Source organism: Celerinatantimonas yamalensis, from assembly GCF_046054155.1.
In the GTDB taxonomy this organism is placed as follows: domain Bacteria; phylum Pseudomonadota; class Gammaproteobacteria; order Enterobacterales; family Celerinatantimonadaceae; genus Celerinatantimonas; species Celerinatantimonas yamalensis.
Window position 1 is genome coordinate 48,433 of the sequence record NZ_JBEQCT010000011.1, and the last position, 14,789, is coordinate 63,221.

Below are 14,789 nucleotides of genomic sequence, written 5' to 3' on the forward strand. Positions count from 1 at the left end.
GCGTCGTATCGCCGCTAAGTAAGCTCTAAGACAACTTAGATCCTTATCGCAACTGGGTTATCTACACTCTTGAAAGTTCTTCACGATCCTAAGGCCATGCCATGACCCAAAGCCAAGGTTTATTACTCAACCGCGCTAGTTATGACAGCCAAAAGCAAGCGGTCATTGAGCTGTGGGTCGCCACAGTAGATGGGCCCGTAAGACTGTGGGTTGACAACCAACAGCCGCTATTTTTTATCGATACAGCCAGCTTACCCGCAGTCAAACAGGCATTAGCCGCACTCTCTTATCAAGCCAAAGCGCTAGCGCATACCACCTTTAGTCAGCAACCAGTGAGCGCCCTGTATTTTAGCAACTTGGATCACTACTACCGAGGGCGAGAACTGTTGGATCGCGCGCTCATCAATCACTATGAAGCGGATATCCGCCTACATGAACGTTATCTTATGGAGCGCTTTGCCTATGGCATGGTCACATTTACCGGGCAAGCAGACGCCAAAGCAGGATACACCGAATATCGACAGGTTAAACTACGCGGCATAGACGCGCCGTTACCTCCATTAAAGCAGCTCTCTTTTGATTTAGAGTGCTCTCGCCATGGCGAACTTTACAGCATCGGTTTCACCGGTTGCGGGCAATCACTGGTTTTGATGATCGGTAGCGAGCAGCTCTCAGATGAAACGCCCACTGAATGGGTTACCAATGAAGCGATGTTAATCCAGCGGTTTATCGACTGGGTGCAGTATCTCGACCCTGATCTATTGATCGGCTGGAATGTGGTGCAGTTTGACTGTCGACTACTCGTTGAGCGAGCTAAGCGCCACCATGTACAGTTGCGCTTAGGTCGTGGACAGAGCTTAGCCCGTTGGCGCGAGCCCACCACGACTCGCCAAGGGATCATTACGATACCGGGACGGGTCGTCATTGATGGCATTGATGCATTAAAAACAGCCACCTACCAGTTTGATAGCTTCAGCTTGGAGTTTGTCGCGCAAAATCTACTTGGCCGCGGCAAACTCACCGACAATAGTGAGCAACGCTTAGCCGAAATTGAGCATAATTTTCGCGCTAACAAGCCTGCCCTAGCCGCCTATAACTTGGCTGATTGTCAGTTGGTCGAAGATATTTTTCAGCAGACCCAGATCATCGATTTTCTCGCTCTGCGCAGCCAATTGACCGGTTTGGAATTCGATCGCTCAGGGGGCAGTGTTGCCGCATTTAGCAATGTCTATCTACCCAAACTGCATCGCGCGCACTACATCGCCCCGAATCTACCTGCGGGAGGCGGCCTTGCCAGCCCAGGCGGATATGTGATGGACTCCAAGCCCGGATTATATCGCAACGTGTTAGTGCTTGATTTTAAAAGCCTATATCCCTCGATTATTCGCACCTTTAAAATTGACCCGATGGGCTTAATCGAAGGATTGGCCCACCCTGATGACGCCATTGATGGTTTTTTGGGGGCCAAATTCTCTCGCACTGAGCATTTTCTACCCGCGATCATCGATCAACTCTGGCAACAGCGTGATGTTGCCAAACGCCACCACGATAGCGCTCGCTCACAGGCGATTAAGATCTTAATGAACAGCTTTTATGGAGTACTCGGCTCGGGAGGCTGTCGCTTCTACGATCAACGTCTGGCAAGTTCCATTACCATGCGGGGTCAGCAGATTTTACAACAAACCGCGCAATGGCTCACCGAAGAGGGCTGCGGCGTGATCTATGGCGATACGGATTCTATTTTTGTTTTGGTGGGCGATGCGCTTAATGACCACCAAGCGAACGCGCGCGGGCAAACGTTGGCGGCAACCATCAACCAAAAATGGCAAGAAACCATTACCTATGAATACCAACTCGATTGTGCCTTAGAGCTTGAGTTTGAAACTCACTACCAACGCTTTCATATGCCCACTATCCGCGGCTCACTGGCTGGTAGTAAAAAGCGTTATGCCGGCTTAACCTGCGATGGCAAACTGATCTTTAAAGGGCTGGAAACAGTGCGTAGTGATTGGACTGAACTGGCCAAAATATTTCAAACCGAGCTTTATCGATTAGTTTTTGCCGACCAAGATCCCAGCACGATGATTCTAGATACAGTCGAGAGCACCCAACGCGGTGAACATGATGAGCAATTAGTCTATCGCAAGCGCCTACGCCGAGATTTAGCCGACTACACGAAGAATATCCCCCCTCAAGTGCGCGCTGCGAGAGATGCTGATGCACGCAGCCAAGCCCTAGGCAAGCCGCAGCGCTATCAAAACAAAGGCTGGATTCGCTATCTGATTACTTTAAATGGCCCGCAAGCGCTGGAATATCAAGATAGCCCCCCCGATTATCAGCACTATATCGACAAACAGCTCAAACCAGTTGCCGATGCTATCTTACCGCTGTTGGGGTTTGATTTTGACGCCATCATCAGTGCTCAATTAGGCTTGTTTTAACACCGTCCATTTACAGTATCTCTCACCTTTAGTCGCGACATTCCATACATGAGCACGGCCCAAGGCGGCGGTTGCATGGACACGGGTTTAAAGGTGTACTCGCGTTTTTGATTCTTTTTCAAGCAAAAGTAGCCATCACCTCTTGACCCAAAAACCGATCGAAAAACTCAATTCAAGAATAATACTTGTGTATAAACAGCAACGTACTGATGTATAAAATATCCCGACCATGACGATTTAAGTCACCGGATAAAAGATTCGCTGACAGCGTGCGATTAAATCACGATAATAGATGGAGATATTCATTTTTCACCCCAATTTAAGGATACACCTTTTGAGTCAAACGTCTTTTGCCACATTACCTTTAAAACCAGAACTGATTGCAACGCTTGATGCGTTAGGCTACACCCAGATGACTCCCATTCAGGCGCTGAGTTTGCCAATCATTTTAGCCGGCCAAGATGTGATTGGCCAAGGCAAGACAGGTTCAGGCAAAACGGCTGCTTTTGGCCTTGGGGTATTATCAAATTTAGATGTGGCGCGCTTTCGCGTGCAAGCATTAATCTTATGTCCCACCCGTGAGCTCGCAGACCAAGTTGCCAGTGATATCCGCACACTAGCCCGCGGTATTCACAATATTAAGGTGCTCACATTATGTGGTGGCAGCCCCATGGGGCCACAGATTGGTTCGCTCGAACACGGGGCGCATATTTTAGTCGGAACACCTGGACGCGTGTTAGATCACCTTGAAAAAAGTCGTATTGATCTGACTGAACTGAACACATTTGTACTTGATGAAGCGGACCGTATGCTGGAGATGGGTTTTCAAGAAGCGCTCGATGCCATTGTCAGCCATGCCCCAGCGATCCGCCAAACCTTACTATTTAGCGCAACCTTTCCACCCAAAATTCAAGCGATTGCAGACCACATCATGCAAAAACCACAATTGATCCAAGTGGAGTCAAGCGATGATGTTAGCCAGATTGAACAGCATTTTTTCCATATCGAAGATGAATTAGCTCGGCTTGAAGCGATTGAGCAACTGATGTATGTCCATCAACCTGAATCTGCAGTGATCTTTTGCAACACAAAAAGGGCTGTCAAAGAGGTGGCGCAAGCCCTCAAAGAACACCGCTTTAGCGTCGTAGCACTGCATGGTGACCTAGAGCAACGCGATCGGGATCAAGCCCTCTTGCAGTTTGCTAATAAGAGTATCTCAATATTAGTCGCCACCGATGTGGCAGCGCGCGGTCTTGACATCGACCAGCTCGATGCTGTCTTTAACTTTGAGCTCTCCCCTGACCCCCAAGTACATGTGCATCGCATCGGACGCACCGGCCGAGCGGGCAATCAAGGGCAAGCCTTTAGCTTCTTCTCAGACAGTGAACGTTATCGCTTAGCGCAAATTGAAGATGAGTTACCTACGCCCATTGAGATTGAAGAATTGCCGGCACTCAATAGCCGGCCACAAGCGTATCAAGCTCAAATGGTCACGCTGCAAATTGATGGCGGCAAAAAACAAAAAATTCGCCCGGGCGATATCTTAGGCGCGTTAACCAGCCATAGCGACATTAGTGCCCAAGAGGTGGGAAAAATAAATGTGTTGGCGATGCGCGCTTATGTCGCGGTTAATCAACGGGTCGCCAAACAGGCGCTGAACACACTAGAATCCGGCAAAATCAAAGGCCGTCAATTTAGAGCCCGTTTATTAAAATAGGCTGAAGCGCCTCTTGCTCTTATCAATGTATGATCGACGATAAAAGAGGCGTCATTTTATACACATCGCAATAGAGGACTCCGATGAGCATCAGTTGCCGAATTTTAACCGTGCAAGATAACCCGTCATACCGAGCGTTAAGGCTTGAAAGTCTGCGCTGCCACCCTGAAAACTACGGTTCTGATTATCATCAAGAACGCGCAAAACAGTGTCCAAAATATGATGCTTGGCGCCTTTTCTGACCAGCAGCTGATTGGCCTGTGCGGCTTAATATCGTTCGAGCATCATCAAGTAAAACTGGTTCAAATGTACGTCAAATCGTCACATCAAGGCCAAAGCGTTGGCAAGAAACTTTTAAATATGGCGAAACAGTGTTTAAAGCAGCTTGATGCTGACACCTTATGCTTAGGCGTTTATCCGCACAATACCTCGGCCTTAAGCCTCTATGAAAAACAAGGATTTACACAAGTGGGGCACGGCAATGGTGAAATCATGATGCGATATCATCGCCCCACCAGCCCCATTTAAACTGGCAGGGCGATTAACTTACAGTTCTAGCAGTTCTTCGGAGGCAACCAGTACAACCACTGAACGAGGTGGCAAACATAGCTGCGTTTGTTCTACTGGTTTAGACCCAGAAAAATCATAAATATCATCTGGGGAATCGACAGCCGTGTTGATGATTCGCCGCCAATGTTGGTCTGATGCCAAAGGAGGCAACTCAAAGTTGAGAGCTTCCCAATAGGCGTTGATGGCAATATAGAGGTGCTCATCGCTATATGGCAATGCATAACTCAGTGCCAGCGAATGTGACTGCTCTGACCAATCAGGTTGCCCTGCTTTCACCCCATGCCACTCGATGCGACTATCATTGAGAACCACACTGAGCGATTGGTGAATGTAGCGCTCTAATGCTGGAATTCGAAAACGAAATTCAATCAGCTTTTTGACAAACCGCAGTAAATCAGCATTTTTGTCCACCAGCGACCAATCAAACCAGCTTTGCAAATTATCCTGACAATATCCGTTATTATTTCCCTCTTGAGTACGGCCCACTTCATCACCCATACTAAGCATTGGGGTACCTAGCGATAACAACATGATGGTAAAGAAATTTTTGACCTGTCGTTGACGTAGCGCGAGCACTTTAGGGTCATTAGTCGGCCCTTCCACACCAAAGTTATAACTTAAATTATGGTTGTCACCATCTCGGCTATGCTCGCCATTACTCTCGTTATGCTTGTTGTTGTAGCTGACTAAGTCATGCAAAGTAAATCCGTCATGAGCGGTGACAAAGTTAATAGAACGCTGAGGGGTACGATGATCATCATAATAAAGATCGGGGCTCCCTAACAAGCGATTGGCAAAAGCGCCCACTTGATTGGAGTCTCCCCGTAAAAAAGCCCGTACATCATCACGAAACCGTCCATTCCACTCATTCCAACGATCGCCGACAAATTGCCCGACTTGATACAAGCCAACCGCATCCCATGCTTCAGCAATAATCTTAGTACCTGCTAAAATAGGGTCTGAGTCAATTGACCATAATAGGGGTGGATCGCCCAACACATCCCCTTGCGAATTGCGCATGAGCACTGAGGCCAAGTCAAAGCGAAACCCGTCCACATGCATCTGCGTGACCCAAAAGGTAAGTACGTCACGGATCATCCGCCGCATCACAGAATTATTGGTGTTACAGGTATTCCCACAGCCACTGTAATTGCTGTAATACTGCTGTCGATCTTGTTCAAGAATATAATAGGTATCGTTTTGTAAACCACGTAAATTTAAAGTTGGGCCATTCTCGTTTCCCTCAGTCGTATGGTTAAAGACAACATCAATAATCACTTCGATACCCGCTGCATGTAACTCTCTAACCATCATGCGAAACTCATGAAAGGCCCCGCCGGGGGATTGATCAGAACTGTAGGCGGTATGGGGAGCAAAAAAACTCACCGGACAATAGCCCCAATAATTGGTTTTCCCTAGGGTTGCATCCGAGGCATCAAATTGGGCTACGGGCATCAACTCAACAGCAGTAATTCCCAGTTGCTTTAAATAGGGAATTTTTTCAATAACGCCCGCATAGGTTCCACGTTTATTAGCACTAACCTGTGAGTTCGGATGACGAGTGAATCCACCGACATGCATCTCATAGATCACTGTATCGGCTAAGGGGCGGTGAATAGGTTTCGTTCCTTGCCAATCAAAATTTCGCCGTTCTAATACCACCGATTTAAGTGCGCAGTGTTCGGTGGATACGCCATGGGTACTGTAACTCGCCCGTGAATAGTTTTTCGGAAAACGGATCTCTTTCGCGTAAGGGTCGCACAATACTTTGCTTGCATCAAAGCGCATCCCGTTTTCAGGAACGTAAGGACCGTCAACTTGGAAACCATACAATGTGCCAGCACTGAGTCCTTCAACAAAGATATGCCAATAATTATCGGTACGGTTAACTTGAGGATCATACCGAATATGCTGATAAGCTTTGCGACTATTGATTGATTTAAACAGCAGTAAGGTAACTTTCGTTGCCGATTTACTATACAAACTAAAATTAATGCCGGCTGCTTCCAAGCAAGCCCCTAAGGGATAGCTACGCCCTGGTCGTGTATTCAACACGTTCTCCTATCTTTTTGCCTGCAAACTGACTGAAAAATGCGGATCATACAATGCGTACTCACTAGTCATACCTATCCTAAGAATGGTCTGATGTGGCCAAAAAGCAAATATGAGAGGCAGAAGATAAAGGAATTACGGATGGATCAACTGGAATCGGTCAACCCATCCTATATTGTCAGTCAATCGCGGGGAGCAATTGAATAAGTCATATCTTGTGAACCACGACGGCGCTTAGTAATGCGGTTTGCACCATAACCGCCCATTTGTGGCAGATCATCGGGCAACAATACTTCAAGTAACCCCTGCTCCACTTGGGCTTCCATACCTTTAATCATCTGTAAGTAGTTCATTTTTTCTTGGGTCATTGCATCATCCTCGATAGTGGTATATCAAGGATTAAGCAATTAATGAACCAAGATTAAATAATCAGACTACAGAAGTAAAAAGGAGCCGCTATTTGGGAGAAATAGCGGCCCTAAAAGTAACTAACGATTGCTTATCGGGTGTCCAATAAGCATTTATAAGCATACCGACAAAAGTGCATTGAAGCGACTAGTAGATCTACTAGTCTCGACGCATTCAACTAACCATAAGAGCGGGCAGCCACTAGGGCTGCCCTAAAGTACATTCGACTCAATCCTAAGTCTCTTCCAGCTCCTTGCAGATCCATTTGTATCGCGATCCGTTGCACTTTCCCCTTGCCTTCCATCGGCGAGTCCAAGCCATCAATGGCACAACATCCTTTCCGTCGATGCGCATCTCCTTCCTGGGAGGTGTCCAAAACCAGTGTCCTTAAACCGTCCTGGTGAGCAAGATATCCTATCGGCTCTGGCTGTCCCTACGCCTTTAAGTTTACCGAAATGGCCAAACAAATAACCACTATATGCAGTGAGTAAAAATCATGAAAATCATGGGAAATATATATCCAAATGATTTATATGATAAAAAAATAATATCGGACATATTTTTAGCAAGATAGATGGCATGAACTATCAGAAATTTCGCACAAAGTTCCGATGCGATCGGCTCGCCAATCTCAAACTCATGGAACGAAGATGGCAAATTTAAGGATTGGGATTGGGATTGGGATTGGGATTGGGATTGGGATTGGGATTGGGAAGATGATCCTACAGAGATAAAATAGACAAGCGCAGAAAAAGGTGAGGCGGTACTATAAATAGTACCGCCTCGATAGTCATATGGCTCATAATCCGTGAACCAATGTTGCTCCATGCAATCCCTATGACTTGCCAACTTTCCGTGTTTATTTCCTCTTCACAACTCCGTTGCATGCTCCATTAGCCTTCCAGGCATAGCAGATTAATCCTGTTCTGCTGCACTCTCCTTCCTGGAGGTGTCCTTGCTCTCTATCCTAGAGAGTATCCTTTACTATCCTTAGTGCCTCTCTATCCTAGAGAAGTATCTGCGTCCTTACGTGATTAATAATAGCGAAAATGACCCTAAGAAGATCACCAAGAATAACAAAAAAAAAGGTTACGTTTTTGTAAAAACAAATAACTAATTGAATTTTAAATAAAATTAAAATTTATCTTACACGAAACAGTTATTTTTCTGACAATCTTGTAAGATATATCTCACACCAGACTGGGCTAATTAGCTTATGACGAGGAGCGCTCTTTTTCAGCGGCGGAAACACTCCCCGCAACTAACAAAGGGGAAGCATCCAGATGTTCCGCATTCATCATCGCAGAAATTCGCTGCACACTAGATAATAGTAATAGTTGCTCCCAATCCTCTAAACGCTGATAGCGTGACACGAAGCTATCTTGCAATGGCAACGGCGCCTTACTCAGTAATTCTTGGCCAGACTCGGTTAGATGTGCATGTACTTTGCGTTTATCTAATTGACTACGTAATCGCACCACCAATCCACGTTTTTCTAGCCGATCTAAAATCGTCGTGGCCGTGGCTTGACTCATATTGGTGTTTTTAGCCATTTGACGAATCGTCTCTTCATCAGATGAATCTCTGATCTCACGCATTAATACCAGCTGAGGGCCAGTCAACCCGACTTCTTTACTCAAGCGACTCGAATGCAGATCGATAGCGCGAATGATCTGCCGAATAGCAACCAAAACTTCTTCATGTCTTTCCATTATGAGCCCACCTAAAAATATCGGAATAGAAGTAAAAACAAGCTACAATGACGCTCTCTAATGCTCTGCATGAAAGGGCTAAGATCACGACAATATTTTGTTAGTCATCTAAACCTTTTAGCCATCAAAAGATGTAGAACTTATCAATTCCAATAAATTGAATAAATCTTAAACTACATTTATCTGTTTAAATATACGAAAATTCAGCTTGAATACTCTCTATTCTAACTTTTTATTATTTAGAGGGCTATAGTTAGAACTCTAATAAATACGATCTTTCTAATATAATTTACAATTTGTTGTGTATCTTCCGACGACATTGCTTCGTCCTTTGATCACATTGAATCACGTCATGACGTATAGCCGAACTAAAGTCCGCGAACAAGCTTACCTTCTTCATGCTTTAACATTGCAGAAAACCAACAATCCGCACACTTAATCCTTCCTAACACGCAGAAGCGAGAAAAAAGCGTTCAATCATACAATCGCCCTTGCGTGATATTGAGTAATAAGTATAAATTATTCATTTGTAGGGACAATCTCCCATATTAAGGAATGAACTATTGCATGAAGCGCACAAATGATTCGATTGGTCTGTTATATGAAATGGCCGTTTTTGCCGCAGTCGTGGAAGCCGATAGTTTTTCTGAAGCGGCGCAAGTGCTCGGGATTTCACCATCATCAGTGAGCCGCAGTGTGCAACGTTTAGAAGAGCAGTTATCCTGTCGACTCCTTGAGCGCACAACTCGTAAACTACGCTTAAATGAGCAAGGCCAAGCGGTCTATCAACGTTGCAAAGATATGCGCAGCGCCGCCGATGCAGTATTAGATGTGAGCGGCCAGCTTAACCCCATTCCACAAGGAGTATTACGCTTAAGTGTCCCGAAAGCGATTGGACATATTCTCATCCACCCATTGATCCCAGCGTTTTTGCGTCGCTATCCGAGAGTTGATATCCAGATGTTGTTAGAGGATCGCTATATCGATTTGATTGATGATCACGTCGATTTAGTCATTCGTATCGCGACTGACCCACCACAAGGGATGATCGGGCGTAAACTACTCGATATCGAACATGTAATCTGTGCCAGCCCAGACTATTTAGCCCAATATGAACCCATTGAACATCCCCGTCAGTTGCGTGAACACAGCTGTATCTGTTTAGGTGAACATCCTAAAGATCGCCAATGGATGTTTCATCAAACAACGCAAAAAATCACCGTTGAAGTCAGTGGCCGTTATGCAGCCAACCATACTCAAGTGCGCATGGATGCGGCCAAACAAGGGCTTGGGATTACCAGTTTGCCCTATTTTACCGTCCATGAAGCCATCAAAAATGGCGAACTGATTCAGGTATTGCCACAATGGCATTTTTTAACGGGTTATACAGGTGGAGCTTGGCTTGTGTACCCGCCGAGTCGCTATCAACCCGCCAAGATCCGTGTCTTTATTGATTATTTGATCGAAAATCTCGCTCAGAGCGTGCAAATTTAGAAAAAAAAGCCGAGCTCATCATCGGCTCGGCTCACTGCAAACAGCAATTCGGCGTTATTTTGCCGCAGCTTTAGCTTCTGCAATCCAATGGTCAAATTCGCTCTGATGTGCTTTAATCCATGCATTAGCATGGTTTTCAATCGCCTCTTCTGAACTTTCACCATGGCGCATCATCAAGTTCTCTGCACTGACATCATTCACGCTTAGTTTCATCTCAGAGAATAGTTTTACCGCTGCAGGGTTATTTTTCGCCCATTTTTTATTTGCAACAATGCGTTCACTGTTCATCTGGAAACCATAGTTTTTACCATTGGGTAGTGCGGTATCTGCATTTGGCTCACCAGAAACAGCTGTATAGGGTACTTGTAGCCAAACAACATCTTTACCTGGGACCAATACTCCACTAACCCAATACGGTGTCCAAGTATAATAAAGAATTGATTTTCCTTCTTTATAACGAGTAATAGTGTCTGCCATCAACGCTGCATAATTCCCTTCGTTGATTTCAACGGTTTTACTCAGACCATATTTTTTAATTTGATAATTCGTCGCAGTTTCACAGCCCCAACCCGGATTACAACCGGTTAAATCAGCTTTGCCATCACCATTAGCATCAAACAATTTCGCAATCTTGGGGTTTTTCAGCTGTTCAATATTGGTGATATGGTATTTATCTGCCGTTTTTTTATCAATCAGATAACCTTGTGCGGCACCACGAATATAATAGCCTTGACGGTAAAAGACCTTATCACCACCAGCAGCTTTATATTTTTCATTTTGCAAAGGCTCCCAGTTCACCGCCATATAGGTGGCATCGCCATTGGCAATAGCGGTATAAGCTACGTTATAGTCCACTTGTTTAATTGGCTCAACAGTGTAACCAAGCTGTTCCATTGCCTTATCGACAATCAATGTTTGGAACGTCTCTTCTTGAATCGTACTTTGTACTGGCTGCACAGTTTTACCTGTTCCAGGTAGATCAGCTGCATAAGCTGCAAGTGTTGTACATGTGCTAAACACTGCTACAGCAATACCTTTCCAACGTAATGTCATGATTTCTCCGTTATGATTATCTTGTATCCTCATCATATTTGCTAACATGATGCGTTTTATAACTGAACTGTATATTCGATACACCGATCAAAGCCGCTACAATTAGCCCGCCTGCATGGCCATTTGGATCCAGTGGTTAAATGTACTCTGATGCGCTTTAATCCATGCATCAACATGATGGCTGATATCTTGCTCTGAACTTTGACCATGTCGCATCATCAAATTTTCAGCGCTTACATCATTGACACTTAATTTCATGACTGCAAAAAGCTTCGCTGCAGCGGGATTCGCTTTCGCCCACTTTTTATTAGCCACAATGCGCTGATTATTCATCCGAAACCCATAATTTTCCCCATTAGCCAGTTGTGTATCGGCATTGGGTTTGTCTGGGATGGCAGAAAAGGGCACTTGCAGCCAAACGACGTTTTTTCTCGGAACTAAAACACCGCTAACCCAATAAGGCATCCATGTGTAATAAAGAATCGGTTTGCCTTCTTTATAACGAGCAATAGTATTGGCAATAATGGCAGCATAATTCCCACTTTGGGTCTCGACCGTTTGACTGAGACCATATTCTTTCATCTGATACGCGATCACATCGGAACAGCTCCAACCGGGATTGCAACTGGTTAAATCAGCTTTACCATCACCGTTTTCATCAAATAGTTTGGCAATTTTGGGATCTTTTAGCTGCTCAATGTTGGTGATGTGGTACTTATCAGCGGTCTTTTTATCAATCATATAACCTTGTGCTGAATTGGCGATATACACCCCTTTACGATAAAAAACCTTATCGCCACCGGCTTTAATATACTTATCTTTTTGCAACGGCTGCCAACTATCCGCCAGAAAGGTTGCATCACCATTGGCAACGGCGGTAAATGCCACATTATAAGAAACTTGCTTGATGGGTTTCACATCATAGCCCAGCTTTTCAAGTGCTTTACTTACTAGCAGAGTTTGGAAGGTTTCTTCATTAATCGTACTTTGTACAGGTGTTACAACTTTGCCCGCCCCTGGCAAAGTTGTACTTGCCAAAGTCGGTGTCGCAATCAAACAGGTAGCGAGCCCTAAAAGCCTCATACGGGATTTTAACATCTATTTTTCCTATATAAATAAGGGTTGCTATTAAATCAATCGACTAGCCCGACTCTGCACGATGAGCACAGATGGCATTATCGATATGAATACACGCAAATTTGCTCGCGTAGAGCCAAGGAAAAGACCAACTCGAAGTTGGTCTCTTAATAAGAAATAATTAATGTGCTGCTTGTTTAGCTTGTTCAATCCATTGGTTAAACTCACTTTGATGCGACTTAATCCACTCATCAGCATGCTGTGTGATCTCAGCCTCGCTGCTTTGGCCTTTACGCATCATCAAGTTTTCTGAACTGACATCTTTGATGTTTAGCTTCATGATGGCAAAAAGTTTGGCTGCGGCAGGATTTTTTTGCGCCCATTTTTTATTGGCAACAATCCGCTCACTATTCATGTTAAAACCATAGTTTTTACCATTCGATAAGGCTGTATCAGCATTCGGATCGCCAGGAATCGCCGAAAAAGGGACTTGTAACCACACGACATCTTTCCCTGGGACTAAGATCCCACCGACCCAGTTTGGCGTCCACGTATAATAGATGACAGGTTTACCCGCTCGATAACGGGCAATCGTATTGGCGATCACCGCCGAATAGTTTCCCTCTTTGAGATCAACCGTTTTACTTAACCCAAATTTTTTCATCTGATAGTTAGTCACTGCAGCGCAGCCCCATCCCGGATTACAACCGGTTAAGTCAGCTTTGCCATCGCCGTCGGCATCAAATAACTTGGCAATTTTCGGATTTTTTAACTGTGCGATATTGGTGATGTGATATTTTTCGGCAGTTTTTTTATCGATCAAATACCCTTGTGCAGCACCGGTGATGTAATAGCCTTTGCGATAGAAGACTTTATCTCCCCCCGCTTTCGCATATTTAGCATCGTGTAACGGGTCCCAGTTGGTCGTCATAAAGGTCACATCACCGTTGGCGATAGAGGTATACCCCACGTTGTAGTCGACCATTTTCGGTGCTTGAACGCTATACCCCAGTTTTTCCAATGCCTTATCCACAATGATGGTCTGAAACATCTCCTCTTGCACGGTATAAACTGGCTCAACACTCACCCCTTCACCGGGTAGAGCTGCAGCACTCGCTTGAGTCCCGAGCATGCAACCAAAAGCGGCTAAGCTTAATTTCTTCCATGTCAATCTCATATTGTGTCTCTCCTTCGTTATGATTATTGCATTCCAACTTATTCAAGAACAAATGGCATATTGCCTTTAATCTATTATTTCTTTCCTAACAAACGCACGGTAATGAGTCCAATTGGCCCACTTTGATACCAATGACGCGCATCTTTTTCGCGAGCATTACGACCCATCGCTTGCGTCAAGCGGTCTAATACAATGGCCATGACAACGATACCTAAACCGCCTGTTGCAGCCAGCCCCATATCTAATCGACCAATCCCACGCAATACCATTTGACCTAAACCACCGACCGCGATCATCGATGCAATGACCACCATCGACAAAGACAGCATTAAGGTTTGGTTCACCCCGGCCATGATGGTTGGCATCGCCAATGGCAACTGAACCTTGTACAACAGTTGTTTTGGACTTGCACCAAAGGAGTTAGCCGCTTCAATAAGTTCTTCAGGAACCTGACGAATACCTAAAATAGTTAAGCGAATAATAGGTGGCAACGCAAAGATAATTGTCACCACAACACCAGGAACGTTACCAATCCCGAATAACATCACAATTGGGACTAAATAAACGAATGCGGGTGTCGTTTGCATCGCATCTAACATCGGCCGAATAATTTTTGCCGCCCGTTCATTGCGCGCCAGCCATATCCCTATAGGAAGGCCAATCACTAAACAGAACAATACCGCGGTTAAAACTAAAGCCAAAGTGATCATGGCCTGACTCCAAGCGCCAATCGCCCCGATGATGACCAGCGATACAACTGCTGCTATCCCTAATTGCCAACCCGCTATCTGCCAAGCGATTAAAAAGGATAATAAAATCATCACTGGCGCAGGTAAGGCCTGCAGTACCGTTTGAAAAAGAGTAAGAATGTAATCAATTGGCAGACTAATCGCTTGAAAAGCTGGTCGAAAGTTTGCCACCATCCAATTCAAAAAGGTCTCTACCCAATGGGCAAAGGGAACCAACTTATGTTGAAATGGGTGCCACCAATCAAATGCTTGTACATGCTGGGCTGGGCCATGTAGCCAACTGGCATCTGTATTTGTCGGTGCCGCACTCCAAGGATCTTGTGTCGAGTTACTCATAAT

General features: G+C 45.1%; 12 protein-coding genes. 4 read left to right on the forward strand and 8 right to left on the reverse strand.

From position 1 onward, the window contains the following. Window positions 1-101: 101 nt before the first annotated feature. The 3 genes from ABUE30_RS17315 to ABUE30_RS17325 all read left to right on the forward strand — a co-directional run bounded on the left by ABUE30_RS17315 (window position 102) and on the right by ABUE30_RS17325 (window position 4,686). Window positions 102-2,441 (forward strand): DNA polymerase II, encoded by a 2,340-nt coding sequence (locus tag ABUE30_RS17315; RefSeq protein ID WP_408625092.1) that lies wholly within the window; start codon window positions 102-104, stop codon window positions 2,439-2,441. A 334-nt stretch (window positions 2,442-2,775) separates the two neighbouring features. Beyond that, complete coding sequence (dbpA, locus tag ABUE30_RS17320) at window positions 2,776-4,158, forward strand: ATP-dependent RNA helicase DbpA (protein ID WP_408625093.1); 1,383 nt, start codon at window positions 2,776-2,778, stop codon at window positions 4,156-4,158. A gap of 144 nt (window positions 4,159-4,302) precedes the next feature. Beyond that, window positions 4,303-4,686, forward strand: coding sequence for a GNAT family N-acetyltransferase (locus ABUE30_RS17325; protein WP_408625094.1), 384 nt, complete (start codon window positions 4,303-4,305; stop codon window positions 4,684-4,686). Between the two features lie 18 nt (window positions 4,687-4,704). On the opposite strand, the gene glgX is transcribed toward ABUE30_RS17325, so the two are convergent. From glgX to ABUE30_RS17345, 4 genes are all read right to left on the reverse strand, one after another. Continuing rightward, window positions 4,705-6,783 carry a glycogen debranching protein GlgX gene (gene glgX, locus ABUE30_RS17330; protein WP_408625095.1) on the reverse strand — a complete coding sequence of 693 codons (2,079 nt, stop codon included), beginning with the start codon at window positions 6,781-6,783 and terminating at the stop codon, window positions 4,705-4,707. A 179-nt stretch (window positions 6,784-6,962) separates the two neighbouring features. Beyond that, entirely contained in the window at window positions 6,963-7,148 is a 186-nt protein-coding gene (locus ABUE30_RS17335; protein ID WP_408625096.1) for a hypothetical protein, read from the reverse strand. 218 nt (window positions 7,149-7,366) lie between these two features. Next, entirely contained in the window at window positions 7,367-7,564 is a 198-nt protein-coding gene (locus ABUE30_RS17340; protein WP_408625097.1) for a hypothetical protein, read from the reverse strand. Window positions 7,565-8,402: 838 nt separating this feature from the next. Continuing rightward, window positions 8,403-8,900: a MarR family winged helix-turn-helix transcriptional regulator gene (locus ABUE30_RS17345; RefSeq protein ID WP_408625098.1), complete on the reverse strand. Its 498-nt coding sequence runs from the start codon at window positions 8,898-8,900 to the stop codon at window positions 8,403-8,405. A gap of 567 nt (window positions 8,901-9,467) precedes the next feature. Between ABUE30_RS17345 and ABUE30_RS17350 the strand changes: the two genes are divergently transcribed. Beyond that, window positions 9,468-10,394, forward strand: a complete 927-nt coding sequence (locus ABUE30_RS17350; RefSeq protein WP_408625099.1) for a LysR family transcriptional regulator — start codon at window positions 9,468-9,470, stop codon at window positions 10,392-10,394. Window positions 10,395-10,448: 54 nt separating this feature from the next. Here ABUE30_RS17350 and proX (ABUE30_RS17355) read toward each other — a convergent pair whose 3' ends face one another. The 4 genes from proX (ABUE30_RS17355) to proW all read right to left on the reverse strand — a co-directional run bounded on the left by proX (ABUE30_RS17355) (window position 10,449) and on the right by proW (window position 14,786). Continuing rightward, on the reverse strand, window positions 10,449-11,447 hold the full coding sequence (gene proX / locus ABUE30_RS17355) for a glycine betaine/L-proline ABC transporter substrate-binding protein ProX (RefSeq protein WP_408625127.1): 999 nt from the start codon (window positions 11,445-11,447) through the stop codon (window positions 10,449-10,451). A 102-nt stretch (window positions 11,448-11,549) separates the two neighbouring features. Beyond that, complete coding sequence (gene proX / locus ABUE30_RS17360) at window positions 11,550-12,530, reverse strand: glycine betaine/L-proline ABC transporter substrate-binding protein ProX (RefSeq protein WP_408625128.1); 981 nt, start codon at window positions 12,528-12,530, stop codon at window positions 11,550-11,552. A 175-nt stretch (window positions 12,531-12,705) separates the two neighbouring features. Next, entirely contained in the window at window positions 12,706-13,701 is a 996-nt protein-coding gene (gene proX, locus ABUE30_RS17365; RefSeq protein ID WP_408625100.1) for a glycine betaine/L-proline ABC transporter substrate-binding protein ProX, read from the reverse strand. Between the two features lie 74 nt (window positions 13,702-13,775). Then, a complete protein-coding gene (gene proW, locus ABUE30_RS17370) occupies window positions 13,776-14,786 on the reverse strand; it encodes a glycine betaine/L-proline ABC transporter permease ProW (RefSeq protein ID WP_408625101.1) in 1,011 nt (336 codons plus the stop codon). Window positions 14,787-14,789 lie beyond the last annotated feature (3 nt).

Coding starts and splice junctions, on each gene's coding strand:
- ABUE30_RS17350 (WP_408625099.1), top strand. CDS start 9,468: ATGAAGCGCACAAATGATTCGATTGGTCTGTTATATGAAATGGCCGTT.
- proX (WP_408625128.1), bottom strand. CDS start 12,530: ATGAGGCTTTTAGGGCTCGCTACCTGTTTGATTGCGACACCGACTTTG.
- ABUE30_RS17335 (WP_408625096.1), bottom strand. CDS start 7,148: ATGACCCAAGAAAAAATGAACTACTTACAGATGATTAAAGGTATGGAA.
- proX (WP_408625127.1), bottom strand. CDS start 11,447: ATGACATTACGTTGGAAAGGTATTGCTGTAGCAGTGTTTAGCACATGT.
- proW (WP_408625101.1), bottom strand. CDS start 14,786: ATGAGTAACTCGACACAAGATCCTTGGAGTGCGGCACCGACAAATACA.
- proX (WP_408625100.1), bottom strand. CDS start 13,701: ATGAGATTGACATGGAAGAAATTAAGCTTAGCCGCTTTTGGTTGCATG.
- ABUE30_RS17315 (WP_408625092.1), top strand. CDS start 102: ATGACCCAAAGCCAAGGTTTATTACTCAACCGCGCTAGTTATGACAGC.
- ABUE30_RS17345 (WP_408625098.1), bottom strand. CDS start 8,900: ATGGAAAGACATGAAGAAGTTTTGGTTGCTATTCGGCAGATCATTCGC.